Raw genomic sequence first — 19739 nt, forward strand, 5'->3', positions numbered from 1 at the left:
CCAGTTAACACCAAATTACAATTGACCGAAAATAGTTTAAAAATAGCCTTAGTTGGTTTTGGACATATAGGTAAACTACATAAAAAAGTAATTTCTTTAAATAAAAACTTAACTCTTGTTGCCATCGTGGATATCGATGGCAATGAAGAGGATGTTCCTTTATTTAAAGATATCGAACAATGTCATCTTCAATTCCCCGATGTTGATTTGTATGTTATTGCTACTCCTAACTCTTTACACTATGAACAGGCAAAAAAAATACTGGAGTTAAATAAAAATGTGCTGGTTGAAAAACCTGTTTCTTTACACAAGGAACAAGTGGAATCTCTGGTATCTTTAGCCGAAAAAAATCAAGTACGTATATTTTCTTCTCTTCAATTACGTTTTAATCCTTATGTTCAATACATTAAAAGGCTTTTAAATACAACATCTTTAGGAGAAATCTATATGGTTCATGTAGAATGCTTTTGGAACCGTAATCAAGAATATTATGAAAACAGTACATGGCACGGGAGTAAAAATATTGATGGGGGAGTTCTGTTCACTCAATTTTCACATTTTATAGATATTATTCATTATCTTTTTGGCAATCTTAAGCTTACAAGCGGCATAAGTAATAATTATGCACACAAAAACAGTACTGAGTTTCCTGATAGCGGTATTCTTCAATTTAAAACTCAATCTGCATTAGGCAGCATGATTTATACCATTTCAACCTTTGAAAAAAATTTCGATTCATCCATCACCCTTATTGCTGAAAAAGGAACTATAAAAATAGGTGGACAATACATGGATCAACTTCTTTTTCATAATGTTGAAGCCTTGGAAAAACCAGAAATCCACATCAAAGATAACTTGTATCATAAAAATCTATATCAGGATATTTTAATTTCTTTAAAGGAGAATTTACCTTCAATAGTTGATGCTGAAAATTCCATTGATGTGATTGACTTTATTGAAAGATCCTCTGCTTACTAAAAAATATTATCTGCATTTAATTAAGTAAATCTTTTATTTTTTATAAAAAAAATCATGGCTGCCTTTTTTTATGAAGTAATTTTACATCATGAAATTAATCTCGCAATTAGGAATTATTCTATTACTATATTTCATCGGAGAATTAATAGTTTATTATCTGCAACTAAAAATTCCCGGAAGTATTTTAGGTATGCTGCTTTTACTAGTCTCTTTACAATTGCAAATCATTAAAATTGAAGACATTAAAGACGTTGCAACTTTTTTCCTGAATAATATGCTTATATTATTCATCCCGCTAGGTGTTGGCTTAGCTTCCCAATGGAATCTAATTTCAAAAGAATGGTTCTCTATACTCGTATCTGTTTTTATAAGTACTTTTATAGTATTGCTGTGTGTAAGTTTAATTATAAAAAGAAAAAAAGAATGAGTCCTTTTTTTGATACTCCACTATTTCATTTAATGATCACTTTACTGGTATTCTGGTTATCAACACTGTTATATAATAAGTTCAAACTTAAAATACTCCATCCCGGCATTATTTCTATCCTGATATTAATCTTATACCTAAAAACCACTAATACTCCCTTTGAAGATTACACCCAAAATACCTCTCTGATTACGTTTTGGCTGGGGCCCTCAGTAGTAGCTTTGGGATTACCTTTATACTTATACATAAAACACCTGAAAGGTAGCTATCTAAGGGTATTTACAGCTATGGTGTCAGGTAGTATTGTTGGAATAGTCTCAGTCATTGTAATTGCAAAAATACTGGGAGCATCCGATGTAATTGCCTATACGTTATGTCCCAAATCAGTAACAACCCCTATCGCTATGGAAATTTCCAAAGGGTTAGGAGGAATACCTTCATTAACTATAGCCATTGTTTTTATAACTGGTTTTACAGGTGCCCTATTTGGTTGTGGATTTCTTAAAGCGATAGGTATTAAGGATAAAAAAGCGATAGGTATTGCAATGGGTACTGCAGCTCACGCAGTGGGTACCGCAGAAGTAGTGAAAAACGGAGAAGAGCTGGGTGCTTACAGTGCTCTGGGAATGGCTTTAAACGGAGTTTTAACAGCTATTTTTGCTCCTTTGATTGCTCCAATGCTTATAAACTGGTTAAATTCTTTATTCTAACGCTTTTTGGTTAACTTTTTGCTATAAATCAATAAAGTATAAAGTTTAATATAAATTTATATTATCTTTACAAAAGATAATGCCTTTGTAAGGCTTGACAGATTGACAAATTATGACGAAAAAAAAGAATAAAATCCCATCCAAACACAAAGCGAAACTTCGGGATTTAACCAGGGAAATTCTCTCATTATTTATGAGAAACCCTAACAAACAATACAATTATAAACAAATTGCCTCAGCTTTAGATCAAAAGAATCCAAGACAAAGAGAACTAATTATACAGGGGCTCCAAAAGCTGGTAACAGAAAAACAGCTTCTAGAAGTCAAAACAGGAAAGTATCAGATTAATTTCCAAAAAGAAACTTTAACGGGGAAAATTGATTTCAGCCAGAATGGAAATGCCTATTTAGTAGTTGAAGGATTAGAAAAAGATATTTTCATACCTAAAGGAAAAACCGGGAAATCACTTCAGAATGATATAGTCAGAGTTTTGGTTCATCAGTTTAAAAACCGAAAACCAGAAGCTGAAGTTACAGAAATCATTGAGCGGTTTAAAACTCAGTTCGTCGGAAAGCTTGAATACTCTTCCAATAAGAATTTTGGGTTTGTTGTGGTAAATAAGCATTCCTTACATACCGATATATTTATACCTAAAGAAAAATTTAACGGAGCAAAAGACGGTCAGATAGTATTGGTCGAGTTTATGGACTGGCCCGATAAGGCCGACAGTCCTACAGGTAAAATTATTGAAGTGTTAGGTGATCCCGGTGATAATGAAACCGAGATTCATGCTATACTGGCAGATTATGGACTTCCTTATGAATTTCCTGTGGAAGTTGAAAGAGAGGCTGAAGAACTGGATATAAGAATCACGAAAGAAGAAGTGGCTAAAAGAAGGGATATGCGTAAAATTACAACATTTACTATTGACCCGACTGATGCTAAGGATTTTGATGATGCACTATCCATTGAAAAGCTGGAAAATGGTAATTGGGAAATAGGAATTCATATTGCCGACGTTTCTCATTATGTAAAACCTGGCACTTTATTAGATAAAGAAGCTTATTCCAGAGCCACCTCTGTGTATCTTGTAGACCGTGTGGTTCCCATGCTTCCTGAAGTTTTAAGTAACAATGTATGCTCTCTTCGTCCTAATGAAGATAAGTATACATTTTCAGCCGTTTTTGAATTGGATGAAAATGCCAATGTGATAAAGCAATGGTTTGGAAGGACAGTAACCCATTCCGATCGCAGATTTACTTACGAAGAAGCACAGCAGATTATTGAAGATAAAAAAGGGGATTTTGCAGAAGAAATTCTGATCCTTGATCAATTAGCTAAAACTCTTCGTGAAAAAAGACTTAAAGACGGTGCGATTTCATTTGATAAAATTGAAGTCAAATTTAATTTGGATGAAAATAAAAATCCAGTAGGCGTCTTTTTTAAAATTAGTAAAGACAGTAATCATCTCATTGAGGAATTTATGTTGCTTGCCAACAAAAAAGTTTCTGAATTTGTAAGTACTAACAAAAAAGGTAACCCTAGCGGTAGAACATTCATTTACAGAATTCACGATGATCCGGATCCTGTTAAGCTGTTATCACTTAAACAGTTTGTAAACACTTTGGGGTACGATATTAATATAACTAATAAAAAGAAGACCTATCTCACTATAAATAAACTTTTAACGGATGTAAAAGGCAAAGGGGAAGAAAATATGATTGAAACACTGGCCGTAAGAACCATGTCCAAGGCTAAATATTCTACGGAAAATATAGGTCATTATGGATTGGCTTTCGATTATTACAGCCATTTTACCTCGCCTATCAGAAGATATCCCGACGTAATTGCACATCGATTATTACAGGATTTTCTGGATAAAAAACCTTCCGCTAATCAGGAACATATTGAAGAAATGGCGAAACATTCCAGCGAAATGGAAAAGTTAGCATCTGATGCAGAAAGAGATAGTATTAAATACATGCAGGTCAAATTTATGGAACAGCATGTCGGGGAAAGTTTTGCCGGAGTTATTTCGGGAGTTACCGATTTTGGTATTTATGTTGAAATTCGCGAATTTGGCGCAGAAGGCTTAATTAGACTTCGAGATATTAGAGATGATGATTATCGATATGACGAAAAAACATATTCTATTACCGGCCAACGTACCGGAACACAATATCAGCTAGGTGATACAGTACATGTAAAAGTAACTAAAGCTAATCTTGAAAGAAAACAATTGGATTTTGAACTTGTAGATACTAGTTTATAATCGATAAATCAATTATATAAAAACCCTAAAATCTAAACTGGTTTTTAGGGTTTTTATAATTTAAATTAATTACTTTTTATGAAAAAATTACTTTTTTTAGTCATATTATTATCTTTTAAGCTAAGTGCTCAACATTTAATAGCAGCGGTAGAAGATAAAATAAATGAAAATGGTTATTATACTCAACTGGAATATGCCTTAAAAAATAAAGATGATGTGAAAAATCTATATATAAAAAAAAGAGATGCTGACAATTTTTTAAATAATTCCGAATTATATTTCCCTAATCTTGAAGTTTTAATTATACAATTTAGTGATTTAACAGACTTCAAAAGTTTAGCTAATAATTCAAAACTTAAAGAAATATCTTTTAGATATTCATGGAAACTTCAATCATTACCTAATGATATTACCAATTTACCACAATTGGAAAAAGCCTCATTTACCAATGCTTTTTTGAGCTATTTACCTTCTTCTTTTTTTGATAATACTTCTTTAAAGGAAGTTTGTTTGTGTAATAATAATCTTTTTAAGCTTCCGGATATTCCTGAAAACAACACGATCCGTTATTTATCTTTAGATATAAATCATTTCAAAAAACTACCTGCCAGTATGATAAATTTGCAGAAACTACAAATATTAGGGTTGAAAGATTGCCATTTCTCAGAGTTTCCAATAGAAATATTTGAACTAAAAAATATTAAAACACTGGATTTAAGTGCCAATCCCATTTCTTCTATTCCTGAAAAATTATCTGAATTATCTTCATTAGAAAATCTATATTTAATCAAAACTCAAATAAAAGAACTACCTAAATCAATGAAAAAACAGCTCATTAAAACGAGTTCATATGAGTGATGATTATCTTACTGAAGATCAAAAGAAAAATATAATAAAAAGTCTTCCACCAGATTGTATTATAAAATGGACCAGTTCTCTAAATTATATTATAGATTCAAAAACTTTTGATTGCTCCGGAATAAAATCCTCTTATTTCTCTAATTAATTTTTATTATTTTTCAAGTTCTTTTTTCAAATTAGAAACTGCTGTTTTTATATCTGACGATTCTTTTAATAAGGATATAAACTTACTGCCGATAATAGCCCCATTTGCATTCGACTGAGCTGCTTCAAAAGTTTCTCTGTTAGATATTCCAAAACCTATTAATCTGGGATTCTTCAAATTCATTGAATTAATTCTCTGAAAGTATTCCTGTTTATTTGAATCAAAACTTTTTTGTGCTCCCGTGGTTGAAGCTGAAGAAACCATATAAATAAAGCCATCGGTATGCTCGTCAATTAAACGGATTCTATCATCAGATGTTTCCGGTGTAATCAGCATAATAATCTTAATATCATATTTATCTGCGATTGCTTTATATTCTTTAATATAATCATCAAAAGGTAAATCCGGAATAATAGCCCCATCTGCACCTACTTCATTGCATTTTTTGCAAAATTCTTCAAATCCATATTGCATAATAGGATTTAAATATCCCATCATGATCAATGGAAGATTAGCTTCTTTTCGTACTTCTTTAATCTGTTCAAAAAGTAATTTCAAAGTCATCCCGTTTTGCAAAGCTTGAGTTCCGCTTTCCTGAATCGTAGGTCCATCCGCCATAGGATCTGAAAAAGGAATTCCTACCTCAATCAAATCAACCCCATTATTTTCAAGCTCTTTAATGATTTTTACTGTATCTTCTAATTTAGGATATCCTGCAGTAAAATATACGGAAAATATATTTTTTTGTTTCTTTTCAAACAATTTTTTTATTCGATTCATAATCGTATCTGTTGTATAAATTTATTTACTAATTCAATATTTTTCAATCCTGGTTCAATTTCAAAACGGCTGTTTAAATCTAACCCATACAATTGAGGGTGTTGAATTTTCTTTATATTCTCTATATCTTCAATTGAAATACCACCACTCAGGAAAAAAGGTACTTCTCCTTTATAAGAATTCAGCACAGACCAATCGAATTTTTGTCCGGAACCTCCATGCTGAGAAGTTTTAGTATCAAATAAAAAGAAATCACACACTTCTTCATATTTTTCCGTGTGCTTTATGTCTGAACTATCTGAAATGCTAAATGCCTTAATTACTGCTGTTTCCGGAAAAACCTCCAGAAGATCTTCACAATATTCCGGACTTTCTTTTCCATGAAGCTGAACCGTATCAAGACTATATTTTTCTATATTATGAAAAAGTGAGCCTACCTGTTCATTTACAAAAACTCCCACTTTATTTATATCATCTGATAAAAGATTCATTATTTCAGGATTTAAATTCTCTACATATCGAGGAGACTTCGGATAAAATATAAACCCTAAAAAATCAATAGGTAAAAAAGAAATATTTTCAATATTCTGAGGATTTTTCATCCCGCAAACTTTTATTTTCATTTTGTTTATGCCCATATTAACCCAATTCTGTAATAAATTCTTTCAAAGCTTTCCCCGGATCTTCCGTTTTCATAAAATTTTCTCCCATTAAAAATCCCTGATAACCCGCCTGCATTAATTCTTTTACAGTTTTTGAAGAAGACAGACCACTTTCGGAAATTTTAACAAATTCGTCGGGTATTTTATTTACCAGACTAAAAGAAACCTGTACATCTGTAACAAATGTTTTCAAATTTCGGTTATTTACCCCTACAACATCCACCCATTCGCTGATATGTTTTAATTCGTCTTCATTGTGAATTTCAAGTAAAACATCCAATCCTAAATTTTTTGCAGTTACTGCCAATTCCTTAGTCTTTTCAACTGTAAGAGCTGCCGCAATCAATAAAATAGCACTGGCTCCATAAAGTTTAGCCTGATATAGCTGATACTCATCTACCATAAAATCTTTTCGAAGCAACGGTGTTTGAGTAAGACTTCCTGCTAATTCCAAATCCTGTAATGTCCCTCCAAAAAACTCTAAATCTGTAAGCACAGAAATAGCGCTGGCTCCATTTTGTGAATAAAAAGGTATTACTTCCTCTATTCGGGCATTTTTAAAAATCCAGTCTTTTGAGGGTGATCTCCTTTTAAATTCGGAAATAATTCCGGTTGACGAATTTCGCAGTGATTCTTTAAAAGATTGTACTGGTTTTACTTGTTGCACCTTCTTTTCCAGCTCTTGCAAAGGAACTTGCTGCTTATGATTTTCTATTTCTACTTTTTTATTAGCTATTATCTTATCTAGTATGGTAGACATTAATTATAGTATCTTTAAATTATTTTAAATATTTTATTTCTCCGAATCCTGGTAATCTAATCCTTCTATAAGTTTAGTATCTATAAATTCATAGTTGGAATTATTAAGTTCCAGATTCGTGCTGTCTAGCCTGAATTTCACATGCTGATCATCGAGTACCTCATAAAAATAGGTATCAGTTAATTTAGTATTAAAGTGGATTTCATAAAATTTCCCCCCTTCTGTCCACCATTCTCCTTTATCCACCAAAGAACTTCCTTCTCCATCTTTGTCAATAGTTACAAAAAGCATAAGAAAAGTACCATCATTAAATCGTTGCTGCACCCAATACCTTGACATTCCCTCTTCTTGATTTCCTTTTTCAGATCCCTGCCAGGTGCCAACAAGTCTTAAATCTCTTTCTTTTATCTGCGAATAACCTATAACGGATGTTATAAAGAAAGTTGTTAAAAATAATAATTTCATATGGATGATATTTATATTACTTATGAGTTTAATTCTAAAAACTTAACAAACGTTTCTTTTGTTTTACCACTTTCTAAGGCTTCTCTGGCCTGGAAAAGGCATTCTTCAATTGATAATTGAGGGTTGATAGTCTGTATTGAAAAAGCTGAATTAGCTAATACAGCATTTTTTTGAGCTATAGTAGCTTTATTATTTAAAACATTATCAAAAATTTGCGATGCTTCACAAGCTGTATTACCTCCGTCTAAGTCTTCCTGTTTACATTTGGACAGACCTACCTCATCCGGTGAATAAATGGTTTCTCCCAGTTTGGTTATAACTTTAAAATTATCCGTTAAAGAAATTTCATCATAACCATCCAGACTATGTACTATGGAATAATCGCAGTCGGTGTTCTGGTATATATAATAGTAAAGACGAGCCATTCGAAGATTGAAAACCCCTAACATATTTCTTTTAGGTTTGATAGGGTTTACTATAGGTCCTAACATATTAAAAAAAGTACGCACCCCAAGAGCCTTCCTTATAGGCGCAACTATTTTCATGGCATCATTAAACAATGGAGCGTGAAGATAGGCTATATTAAGTTGATCTAGTGATTTTTCCAGTTTACTAACCTCAGAAGTAAATTTAACTCCATGTTTTTCCATAACGTTGGAAGCTCCACTTACTGAAGTTGCTCCATAATTTCCATGTTTGGCAACTTTATATCCGGCACTTGCCACTACAAAGCAGGAAAGTGTAGATATATTAAATGTATTTTTATTATCTCCACCGGTACCTACTATGTCTATCGGATTATACTTTTGCAAAGCACTTACATCTGCACATAAATTTAATAAGGCATCACTAAATCCAAAAAACTCATCAATACTTATGCTTCTCATTAAAAATACAGTAATAAAAGCAGCTATCTGAGATTCGTTATACTCTCCGGCAGCCATTTTAGTAAGTATTTCTTTTGCTTCGTCTCTATTTAAATATTGATGTTCAAATAATCTGTTTAATATCTGCTTCATAGATTTAGTTTTCCAGGAAATTTTTAATCATTATTTTACCTTCCGGCGTCAGAATAGATTCCGGATGGAATTGCACCCCGTGAATATCATATTCTTTATGTTTTAAAGCCATAATCTGGTTATTTTCATCTACAGCTGTCACGGTAAGGCTTTCCGGAAGATTTTCTCTGCTAACTATCCAGGAGTGGTAACGTCCAACCTGGATCGGGAATTCAATATTTTTAAATATATAATCCTCCTCCGTTATTTGAATCTCTGTAGCTATTCCATGATATACATCATCCAGATTAATCAACTGTGCTCCAAAACTTTCTCCGATTGCCTGCTCTCCCAGGCATACACCTAAAATAGGTTTTTTGGATGCATATTCTTGAATTACCTGCAATAGTATTCCAGATTCAGAGGGTATTCCGGGACCAGGTGAAAGAATAATTTTATCGTACTTTTCAATTTCTGGTATTGTAATCTGGTCATTTCTGTATACATCCACTTCCATATAACCTAGTTCTTTAACCATATGAACCAGGTTATATGTGAAGGAATCATAATTGTCAAATATTAGTATTTTCATTAATGATAACTATTAGCTCTTTATATATTCATTGGCAGCTTTCACATCGGCATAATAGTATCCTAATGCTGATAAAAATGCTGTGTGTACCTGTTGTGCTGAAACTTTATTTCCTGATATTTCAAGTTCGCGAGTTGCGCAGGCATCTCCAATGAGAGTACAATCGTATCCCAAGTCTTTTGCTGCACGGGTTGTGGCATCTATACACATATGAGTCATCATACCACAAATAACCAGCTCTTTTACTTCCAGCTTCTGCAAATACTTTTGAAGATCGGTTTTGATAAAACTGTTAGGATAATACTTGGTTATCACTATTTCACCGTCTTTAGGTTTTACATTAGTATGAAACTCTGCTCCTTTGGTATATGGAAGAAAAAATGTAGCATCCGGGCGTAATGCTATATGCTGTACATGAATAACCGGTAATCGATCTGATCTGAATTTTTCAAGTACTTTTTTCACATTTTCACTGGCTTCCAAAGCGCCTTCCAAAGTCATGGTTCCTCCTTCAAAATAATCATTTTGTACGTCTACAATAAGTAATGCTTTCATATTTTTAATTTTTTAACGTTTCTGCTAAATCCACGGCTTTTTTTAATGCTCCCAGTTTATTATTCACTTCCTGAAGCTCAGCTTCCGGATCTGATTTGGAAACAATTCCTGCACCTGCCTGATAGTACAAAGTATTATTTTTACTTAAGAATGATCGTATGGTTATGGCCTGGTTCAAATCACCATCCAAACCAATATAACCTATGCATCCACCATATATTCCTCTCATGTGCTTTTCTATATCTCGTATCAATTGCATGGCTCTTACTTTAGGAGCTCCGGAAAGAGTTCCGGCCGGAAAGGTATCCGCAAAAACAGATATGCTGTCTTTACCTGGATCTACTGTTCCGCTTACTCTTGACACTAAATGAATAACATGAGAAAAATATTGTACGCTTTTATAAAAATCTACTTTTACATCATGGCAATTGCGGCTTAGATCATTTCGGGCTAAATCCACTAACATTACATGTTCTGCATTTTCTTTTTCGTCTTTTAGCAATTTCTCCGAAAGAACTCTGTCTTTTTCATCGTCGCCAGTTCTTTTATAGGTTCCAGCAATCGGATCTATGTATGCCCTGCCTTTTGCTATTTTGCAATGTGTTTCCGGTGAAGAACCAAAAATACGGAAAGAGCCAAAGTCAAAATAAAATAAATAAGGAGATGGATTTACGGATCGTAAAGCCCGGTAAACTTTAAAGTCATCACCCGCAAAATTTTGTGAATAACATCTTGAAGGTACAATTTGAAAAACATCTCCTCTTTTACAGTGTTCTATCCCTTTTCTCACAGATTCTCTATAATCTTCGTCTGTGATGAAACTATTCTCAGGTCCTTTGATCTTAAAGTTATAAGATGCAAAATTGTTATTTAAAAGTAACGCTTCCAGCTGTTCCATTTTACTGGATTCTCCCTGTGGTACATTTTCAATAATAGTCAAATCATTCTTTAAATGATTAATAACTAATATAAATCTGTAAAAGATATAATATAACTCCGGAACTTCGGCATTTTCTAATTTAGTATTAACCGGATCAACCGCTTCAAAATAACGAATACTATCGTAAGATGTATAACCGAAAAAGCCATTTATTTTGGTAGGGTTATCACCTTTTATATGAAAACTTTTTAAAAACTCGTCAAAAACTTCAGGCAGTGGTTTTTCTAACTCTTGTACCTGAGCTGCACCATTTACTTCGGTAGTTACCTGATGATCCTGTACTATTATTTTAGCTAAGGGATCTAATGCGATAAATGAGGAACTGTCTTCTCCTCCATGAAAATCGGAACTTTCCAATAGTGCAGATTCTGGAAAGACATCTCTAATCTTTAAATAAAGACCTACAGGAGTTTGTAAATCAGCCAGTAATTTTTTCGTTTGTATTTGTATTTCCATTGATTGGATTTATTTCGTATTTTAAAGTTTATATTTTTACTTTTTGATCTTGTACTTTTTGATAATTTTTATAAAACCCATGTTGATATTGAATGTGCCTGGCTTTTTGCCGGTGAAGCTTTTCCAGCTATCCATAAATAGTAATCGTAATCTGAATCAGTTCTGTTTAAAACTACAACTACTAATTTTCCATCCGGGTTAAGAAAAGAGGTTGTTTCGAGCTGAGATCTGTTAGACGATGCTATTACCCTTCTCGCTCCTTTATTTATGTATTTAGAAAAATGTCCAATATACCAGTACGGATAGGTATAGTAAATTTTTCCTGTTTTTGTATCTGCATGAATGGGTGCGAAACAAAAATTATTTAAATGGTTAGGTCCTCCTTTTTCATCCAAAAGTACGTTCCAGTCCGTCCATGCAACAAACCCACTGTTTAAATCATTTAAAATATGGTGTCCGTAAAGTTCGCCTATAGAAATATCTTCTATTCTTGACATATCAAATTTTTCCTGACAGCCTTCAGTAAATAATAAATTAAGAGAAGGAAACGCTTGTTTTACTAACCGTTGATTATCGAATAAGGGCAAACTTTTTGTCCAGGTTTCATACCAGTGAAAACCGGCACCCCAAACATATTTTGCAGCTTCTGAATCATTCATAATCGTTGATATATATTGATATGCCAAATCTCGATTATGATCCCATATAATAATTTTTTTATCTTTTTTGCCTGCATTCCACAATTCTGGACCTAAATGGTATTTTAAAAAATCTCTTTCTTTTTCTGCTGTATATATAGTTGCTTCCCAGGGAGTCGCTGCCATTGGTTCATTCTGAATAGTAAGTCCCCAAACAGGTATACCTTCTTTTTCATAAGCGTCTATAAATTTTGTATAATATTTAGCCCAAACCGGATAATATTCTTTTTTCAATTCACCTCCTGCTAGCATCGAGTTGGTAGTTTTCATCCATGCTGGTGGAGACCAAGGACTAAAATAAAAGGTAAAATCACTTCCAATGGCTTTCTGAGCTTCTTTTATCATCGGAATTTTATATTGTTTATCAACAGAAATATCAAAGGTTTTAAGATCTACATCGTTGTCTTTTATATACGTGTAGCTTTTACTTGAAAAATCACAACTATTCATATTGGTTCGAACTACCCGATATCCTAAACCGTCTTTGGAATCGTAATACGCTTTAATGATTTCCTTTTGTTTATCTTTTGGAAGTTTAGCATAAACTTCGGCTGATGCATCTGTTATAGCTCCTCCAAATCCAATAAACTCTTCAAATTGGTGGGTAGGATCTACAAAAATACTGATTTCGGTTTCCAGAGGCTGCGGTTTATATATAAATGGCTGGCCATTTGTAAGTTTGTTTTTTTGCTTATCTGCCTGTGATGTTGTGTATATACGTGCAGGCGAACTTTTTAAGTTAAATTTAACTTCTTTTATTTGTGCTTGTAACTGTGGTAGGACAAACATAAGCGAAAAAATAATCTTTACTGTTTTTCTCATAATTTTGTTATTTATGTTTTTATACCATAAAGATAAACAACCTCATTTAACTTACCCTTATTTATACCCTATTTTATTTATCTAATTATTTGTTTTTTCCTTCTTTTGTAATTCAATTGACTACAGCTCATTTGCATGTTTTATATAGGTTTCCATATCTTTATCTCCTCTGCCTGACAAACATAAAACAACTACATCTTCCGGTAAAAATTCTTTTTTAGCCAGAACCCCCAGTGCATGCGCTGATTCAATTGCCGGGATAATTCCTTCTAGCTCGGTAAGTTCAAAGGCTGCTGCAAGTGCTTCATCATCTGAAACAGCCAGAACTTCTGATCTGTTTGTTTGGGCTAAATGTGCATGCATAGGACCTATTCCCGGATAATCCAATCCCGCAGAAATAGAATAAGGCTCTTCAATCTGCCCATCATCTGATTGCATTAATAAGGTCTTACTTCCATGAATAATACCCAGCTTACCTAAATGGATAGTTGCGGCAGATTCTCCCGAATTAATACCTTTACCTGCTGCTTCGGCCAAAACAATTTTCACCTCTTCTTCATCCAGAAAATGATAGATGGTACCTGCTGCATTACTACCTCCGCCCACGCAGGCAATGAGATAATCAGGAACTTCTCGGCCTTCTTTTTCTTTTAATTGTTTTCTTATTTCTTCGCTTATTACGGATTGTAATCTCGCAACCATGTCCGGATAAGGATGAGGACCAACAGTAGAGCCTATTATGTAATAAGTATTAGAAGGGTTTGAACACCAATCACGAATGGCCTCATTGGTAGCATCTTTCAACGTCATATTCCCACTGGTTACTGCCACAACTTTAGCACCCAGCATCTGCATCTTTTCAACGTTAAGTTTCTGTCTTTCTACATCAGTTGCTCCCATGTAAACAATACATTCCATATTCATAAGTGCACAAACCGTTGCAGTAGCCACCCCGTGTTGTCCTGCGCCTGTTTCGGCTATAATTCTTGTTTTCCCCATTCTTCTGGCTAATAAAATCTGACCAATGGTATTGTTTATCTTATGAGCTCCGGTATGATTGAGATCTTCTCTTTTTAAATAAATCTTACAACCATATTTATTAGAAAGCCGTTGGGCCAGATATAAAGGTGAAGGACGTCCTACATAATCTTGTAATAAACCGTAATATTCTTTTTTGAATTCAGGATCTTCAATAACTTTTAAATAATTTGTTTTCAGGTTTTCTACATTATCGTACAAAATTTCAGGAATATATGCTCCTCCGAATTCACCATAAAAACCGTTTTGATCAACATTATACTTTTGCATTTTTATTTTTTTAACATGGGTTATACTAAAAAAGCCTATCGTGAGTACGATAGGCCTTTAAATTTTTGTTTTTTATTTTAATTCAACAAATAGATCAGCTTGCTCACGACTTTTTAAGTTCTGAGTTCCACCACCATGATATATTTGTTATTAATTTCATTTCTTTTTTCTTTACATGAGCAAAGTTATTATTTTTTTTTTAGTAAACAAATATTTTATCTGCATAGCTGATCTATTTCATGTAAATATTTATTTAACAAACCATTGAAGTATTCTTCCCTCTCCACCATTGAAATTTGTATGCGGATATAATCCTGTGGCAGTACAGGTTGCAGTAGCAAAACTGGTTTCATCGCCGGAAGATCCTCCACATTTTCCAAAATGGTGGTTAACCTGTGTTTGTCCAAAATATCCAAATGTATTGTCTAAATTTGATGGCAATAATGTGTTGGTTCCGTCAGGAGACACAAAAGCATTATTGTTTGCAGTAACATTATTATTTATGTTAATGTGATCCGGATAACTGGCTGATCCTCCTGCATAAAATGCAGCGTCCCCCAGAGTCGCTCCTGCATAGGTACGGGAATCAGGATTATGTGTTATCAACATATCTTGATTAAATATTTTTCCACTTATTGGATAATAGTAATAATAGGTTGTGGTAGATGTAATCGGAGATGAGCGATCGGATGTCGGAGAAAAAATTAAATAATTTTGTTTTGCCCACGCATCTTCCATATCCGTTGGATTTTCTGCTATCCTTGCACGCAATTGTGCTACAGAATTACTCAAATCATTTATATTAGACATGGCTGCCAGACCTAATCGGAAGTTATAGTAATTAATGGTTCCTCCGGATTCATCTGTTATATTGTTTATAGGCAAGTTTTGATTTAGCCTGTAATCACCACTCATTTCCATTCTACTAGTTGTAGAATATCGACTATAGGCTGTTAATTCAGAGTATGACCATACCAAAGTATACCCACCATTAGTCATATCGCAATACGTTTTAACAGGAGCTACGTTTCCAGAGCCCTGTTTAATCCAGTATTCACCATCTTCCCTTTTACCTAAATTATATATATCCAGGCAACGATCTGCCGGATCTGCAAATGTTCCTTTTCTTGTATCAAAGTCAACGATCAAAATACATTTTTGAAGATTTGCACCATTAGTTTTAAAAGTAAAAGTATACGAACCTGAATTTAGTGGAGTTCCTGAACCCACAAGTGTTATACTATTACTATCCGTTGTTATGGCTTCATTAGCAGTAAAGTTTACCCCGTTATTTGTAGACGAATTAATTATTACCTGACCACCGGTGTCAACATTTGTTAAAGGTACTGTAACCGTATTTGTATCCGGATCTAGTATAACTCCGGCCAGATAAGTTCCATTAACAGTAAAATTTTCACAATTAATTGTATAACTTATCTGTGAAGATGCCACACTTATTGTAACCGGATTAGATGAACAGGTCTCAGATAATCCTAAAAATTCAAAGCTAACGGTATCCTGATAGCCCGAACCCCCGTTTGTAGGAATTCCTGTCCCTTTTAAAGTCACCGTATACGTTCCTGTATTTGGAAACATTCCTGATTTTTCAAAATAATATCCATTATTTGTTTTTGCCAGTATGTAATACGTACCCGTGGATGTTACAGTCACTGGAATCGTAATATAGTTGGTATCATTTAACGAAGATCCCTGTGTATACTTTCCGCTTACCTTGATTTTACTGCAATCTACTGTATAAGTTGAAGACTTATAATTTCCACAAATACTTAACCACGATTGATCTGTTGCCTGATAATAATTATAACAATTTTGATCCGTATTAAAAATCAATAATCCATTTTCTGTACTTTCTGGAGTAATATTTGCATCTCGTTGTGCGGTAGTCATACTAGGTATCAAAACCCCCTGATTGCTATTGGGTGATACTATATGCAAAGCTGCTTTTTCATCGGGAGTATCCGTACCAATCCCTACCTGAGCATTTATTATCGAAAAAATAAATAAAGGTAATAGTGTTAATAATAATTTTTTCACGTGTAAAGGTTTTTAAATAATTAAAAAAATTAATTGCTTCAAATTTATTACTTTTTTTAATTAAAATAGCATTTTATTTAAAATAATTACTATTCTTTTACTATTACACGATAAAATAATATTTAAAATTACATTTTATATATATTATAAAAATAAGATAAATCATTTATATTTTAATAAACTTCTATTTATTTTATAAAATTGTCGAATAAAATTATAAAATTCGTTCCTATAATTAAATTTTTAAATTTTAAAGGCGTTTAACAATAAGGTTGCCAAAATAACTTATAATTATAACAATAAAAACCTTTATATTTGAAATACATTATTACTAATATCAAACAAAGTTTAAACCATGAATACTTCCGACTTTTCTATTCGTCACATAGGAATCAATGAAGACTCCCTGCAAATTATACTTAAAGAATTAAAAACAGAAACTGTACAAGAACTTATTGAACAAACGTTGCCCAAAGACATTTTAGGACAGGATAAATTAAATCTCCCCAAAGCTTTATCTGAATACGATATGCTTCTCTTATCTAAAAATCTGGCTGGCAAAAATAAAGTTTTCAGTTCCTACATTGGATTTGGATATTCCGGTACAATCACTCCTTCTCCTATTTTAAGAAACATTTTTGAAAACCCGGGTTGGTATACTGCCTATACTCCTTATCAGGCAGAGATATCTCAAGGAAGATTGGAAGCATTACTTAATTTTCAAACTGTAATTTCTGATTTAACCGGTTTTTCTTTAACTAATGCTTCTCTTTTAGACGAGGGAACTGCAGCTGCTGAGGCATTGCACATGCTATATGAAGCCAGAAATAAGTCGAAAAAAGACTCGAATAAATTTTTCGTTTCTGAAGAAGTTTATCCTCAAACCATTGCTGTCGTTAAAACCAAGGCCATGGGACTTGGTATAGAAATAGTTGTAGGTTCACATCAAGAATTTACCTTTGATTCGTCTTTCTTTGGTGCTTTACTCCAATACCCCGCTAAACATGGAGAAATTTTCGATTATTCTGATTTCATATCTCAGGCAAAAGACGATTCTATAAGAACGGTTCTTGCTGCTGATATTCTAGCTTTAGCGGTCTTAAAAAATCCTGCTGAGCTTGGAGCTGATGTGGCTATAGGTTCCACTCAAAGATTTGGAGTTCCATTAGGGTTCGGAGGGCCTTCTGCCGCATATTTTGCCTGCAAAGATGAATTCAAAAGAAGCATTCCCGGAAGAATTATAGGAGTATCTAAAGATAAACACGGGAACAGAGCGCTAAGAATGTCTCTTCAAACGAGAGAGCAACACATTAAAAGAGAAAAAGCAACTTCCAATATTTGTACTGCTCAGGTATTACTTGCTGTAATGGCAGGTATGTATGCGGTCTATCATGGATCTGAAGGATTAAAGTCGATTGCTTCTGATATACATCTCAAGGCTATTTTACTTAAAGAACATTTGTCTTCTATCGGTTTTAATGTATCGGAAGAACCGTTCTTTGATACTATTAAAATCTATGTATCGGAAGAGGATAAGACTGAACTTAAAAAATTATTTGAAGCTCTTCAGATTAATCTGAACTATTTTTCTCAGGGAATAGTAAGTATAAGTCTTGATGAAACAGTTTCAGATGAACGCTTTGCAATTCTTTTATCTTTATTTTTAAAATTTAAAAATACTGAATTCAAAAAATTAAGCGCACCGATTGAACCCAATATTCCGGATAACCTTATACGAAATTCTGATTTTCTAACTCACGAGGTATTCAAGAAGTATCATACTGAAACAGAATTTATGAGATATGTTAAACGCTTGGAAAAAAAGGATATTGCTTTGAATTATTCGATGATTTCGCTAGGTTCCTGTACCATGAAACTAAATGCAGCTACCGAGATGCTACCATTATCCTGGATGGAATGGAATGCAATACATCCTTTTGTACCAAAAGATCAATCGGAAGGATATCTCACTATGCTTTCTGAACTAGAAACTTATCTGGCTGAAATAACCGGATTTGCAGGTACTTCATTACAGCCTAATTCAGGCGCTCAGGGAGAATATGCCGGATTGATGGTAATTCGTGAATATCTAAAAGCAAAAGGAGAAGGGCACAGAAATATTGCCTTAATACCTCAATCTGCACATGGCACTAATCCAGCCTCTGCCGTAATGGCCGGTTTAAAGGTTATTGTTGTAAAAAATTTAGATAATGGTGAATTTGATATTGAAGATTTGAAACAGAAAGCTGAATTACATAAAGATCATTTGGCAGCCGTCATGATTACTTATCCATCTACCTATGGTTTTTTCGATACCAATGTTAAAGAGATCATAGCTATAGTACATCAAGCCGGAGGTCAGGTTTATATGGATGGTGCCAATATGAATGCCCAGGTTGCTTACACAAGTCCCGGTTATATTGGAGCTGATGTTTGCCATTTAAACCTTCATAAAACATTTGCTATTCCTCATGGTGGGGGTGGCCCTGGAATAGGTCCTATTTGTGTCGCAGAACATCTGCTCCCATATCTTCCTACTATCAAGGCTCCTCAAAATGAAGAAAATCGCCTTAGCTTTTCTTCTTCTCCTTATGGATCTGCAATGGTTGCTACCATTTCCTACGCTTATATAAGAATGCTTGGGTATGAGGGATTAAAAAAAGCTACTGCAACGGCCATACTTAATGCTAATTATTTAAAAGAAAAATTAGCCTCACATTATGAAATTTTATATACCAATAAACATGGGCGTGTTGGTCATGAATTGATTGTAGATTTCAGACCTTTCAAAAATTTAGGTATTGAAGTGGGAGATATTGCCAAGCGTTTGATGGATTATGGCTTCCATGCTCCAACGGTTTCATTCCCTGTCGCTGGTACCTTAATGATTGAACCTACCGAAAGTGAAAGTCTGGAAGAGTTAAACCGATTCGCTGAAGCATTAATATCAATCAAACAAGAAATTGATGAAATAGCTGATGGTACTTATACAATCGAAGATTGTGTTATAAAAAATGCCCCTCATACTTTAGAAGAACTTACTTCGAATGAATGGCATCACTCTTATAGCAGGCAAAAAGCAGCTTATCCGTTAAACTGGATTGCGGAGAAAAAATTCTGGACATCTGTAGGTAAAATTGATGATGCCTTTGGAGATAGAAATTTAATTTGTACATGTAACCCTATTGAGGATTATGAGAATTAAAAAACTGAATTTAACAATAAATAAGCCTTCACATATCCAGTGAAGGCTTT

General features: G+C 33.6%; 18 protein-coding genes. 7 read left to right on the forward strand and 11 right to left on the reverse strand.

The annotated features are described in order from the left end of the window. Window positions 1-21 precede the first annotated feature (21 nt). The 6 genes from EOV51_RS04050 (at window position 22) to EOV51_RS14625 (ending at window position 5393) form a co-directional block, all read left to right on the forward strand. On the forward strand, window positions 22-978 hold the full coding sequence (locus EOV51_RS04050; protein WP_128150109.1) for a Gfo/Idh/MocA family protein: 957 nt from the start codon (window positions 22-24) through the stop codon (window positions 976-978). An 88-nt stretch (window positions 979-1066) separates the two neighbouring features. After that, the gene (locus EOV51_RS04055; RefSeq protein ID WP_128150111.1) at window positions 1067-1405 is read left to right on the forward strand and encodes a CidA/LrgA family protein; all 339 of its coding nucleotides are present in this window, start codon (window positions 1067-1069) and stop codon (window positions 1403-1405) included. Then, a complete protein-coding gene (locus tag EOV51_RS04060; RefSeq protein ID WP_128150113.1) occupies window positions 1402-2115 on the forward strand; it encodes an LrgB family protein in 714 nt (237 codons plus the stop codon). The genes EOV51_RS04055 and EOV51_RS04060 overlap by 4 nt, the downstream gene beginning before the upstream one ends. Window positions 2116-2227: 112 nt before the next feature. Next, a complete protein-coding gene (gene rnr / locus EOV51_RS04065) occupies window positions 2228-4387 on the forward strand; it encodes a ribonuclease R (RefSeq protein ID WP_128150115.1) in 2160 nt (719 codons plus the stop codon). A gap of 78 nt (window positions 4388-4465) precedes the next feature. Beyond that, window positions 4466-5245: a leucine-rich repeat domain-containing protein gene (locus tag EOV51_RS04070; protein ID WP_128150117.1), complete on the forward strand. Its 780-nt coding sequence runs from the start codon at window positions 4466-4468 to the stop codon at window positions 5243-5245. Then, window positions 5238-5393, forward strand: coding sequence for a hypothetical protein (locus EOV51_RS14625; RefSeq protein ID WP_164875242.1), 156 nt, complete (start codon window positions 5238-5240; stop codon window positions 5391-5393). Before EOV51_RS04070 ends, EOV51_RS14625 begins: the two co-directional genes overlap by 8 nt. Window positions 5394-5399: 6 nt before the next feature. Here EOV51_RS14625 and trpA read toward each other — a convergent pair whose 3' ends face one another. From trpA to EOV51_RS14975, 11 genes are all read right to left on the reverse strand, one after another. After that, a complete protein-coding gene (trpA, locus tag EOV51_RS04075; protein ID WP_128150119.1) occupies window positions 5400-6173 on the reverse strand; it encodes a tryptophan synthase subunit alpha in 774 nt (257 codons plus the stop codon). Then, the gene (locus EOV51_RS04080) at window positions 6170-6796 is read right to left on the reverse strand and encodes a phosphoribosylanthranilate isomerase (RefSeq protein WP_128150121.1); all 627 of its coding nucleotides are present in this window, start codon (window positions 6794-6796) and stop codon (window positions 6170-6172) included. The genes trpA and EOV51_RS04080 overlap by 4 nt, the downstream gene beginning before the upstream one ends. 16 nt (window positions 6797-6812) lie before the next feature. Next, window positions 6813-7595, reverse strand: a complete 783-nt coding sequence (trpC, locus tag EOV51_RS04085) for an indole-3-glycerol phosphate synthase TrpC (protein ID WP_128150123.1) — start codon at window positions 7593-7595, stop codon at window positions 6813-6815. A 33-nt stretch (window positions 7596-7628) separates the two neighbouring features. Continuing rightward, window positions 7629-8060, reverse strand: a complete 432-nt coding sequence (locus EOV51_RS04090; protein ID WP_128150125.1) for a hypothetical protein — start codon at window positions 8058-8060, stop codon at window positions 7629-7631. Between the two features lie 20 nt (window positions 8061-8080). Then, window positions 8081-9079: an anthranilate phosphoribosyltransferase gene (gene trpD, locus EOV51_RS04095; RefSeq protein ID WP_128150127.1), complete on the reverse strand. Its 999-nt coding sequence runs from the start codon at window positions 9077-9079 to the stop codon at window positions 8081-8083. Window positions 9080-9083: 4 nt separating this feature from the next. Next, on the reverse strand, window positions 9084-9650 hold the full coding sequence (locus EOV51_RS04100) for an anthranilate synthase component II (protein WP_128150129.1): 567 nt from the start codon (window positions 9648-9650) through the stop codon (window positions 9084-9086). Window positions 9651-9662: 12 nt separating this feature from the next. After that, window positions 9663-10205 carry a cysteine hydrolase family protein gene (locus EOV51_RS04105; RefSeq protein ID WP_128150131.1) on the reverse strand — a complete coding sequence of 181 codons (543 nt, stop codon included), beginning with the start codon at window positions 10203-10205 and terminating at the stop codon, window positions 9663-9665. Window positions 10206-10209: 4 nt separating this feature from the next. Then, on the reverse strand, window positions 10210-11601 hold the full coding sequence (locus EOV51_RS04110) for an anthranilate synthase component I family protein (protein WP_128150133.1): 1392 nt from the start codon (window positions 11599-11601) through the stop codon (window positions 10210-10212). A 68-nt stretch (window positions 11602-11669) separates the two neighbouring features. After that, complete coding sequence (locus tag EOV51_RS04115; RefSeq protein ID WP_128150135.1) at window positions 11670-13121, reverse strand: glycoside hydrolase family 30 protein; 1452 nt, start codon at window positions 13119-13121, stop codon at window positions 11670-11672. A gap of 120 nt (window positions 13122-13241) precedes the next feature. Further along, on the reverse strand, window positions 13242-14429 hold the full coding sequence (trpB, locus tag EOV51_RS04120; protein WP_128150138.1) for a tryptophan synthase subunit beta: 1188 nt from the start codon (window positions 14427-14429) through the stop codon (window positions 13242-13244). 249 nt (window positions 14430-14678) lie between these two features. Beyond that, window positions 14679-16484, reverse strand: coding sequence for a fibrinogen-like YCDxxxxGGGW domain-containing protein (locus tag EOV51_RS14975; protein WP_228427719.1), 1806 nt, complete (start codon window positions 16482-16484; stop codon window positions 14679-14681). Window positions 16485-16839: 355 nt separating this feature from the next. Between EOV51_RS14975 and gcvP the strand changes: the two genes are divergently transcribed. Next, complete coding sequence (gene gcvP / locus EOV51_RS04130; protein ID WP_128150140.1) at window positions 16840-19689, forward strand: aminomethyl-transferring glycine dehydrogenase; 2850 nt, start codon at window positions 16840-16842, stop codon at window positions 19687-19689. Window positions 19690-19739 lie beyond the last annotated feature (50 nt).

This window comes from Apibacter raozihei (assembly GCF_004014855.1).
In the GTDB taxonomy this organism is placed as follows: Bacteria; Bacteroidota; Bacteroidia; order Flavobacteriales; family Weeksellaceae; genus Apibacter; species Apibacter raozihei.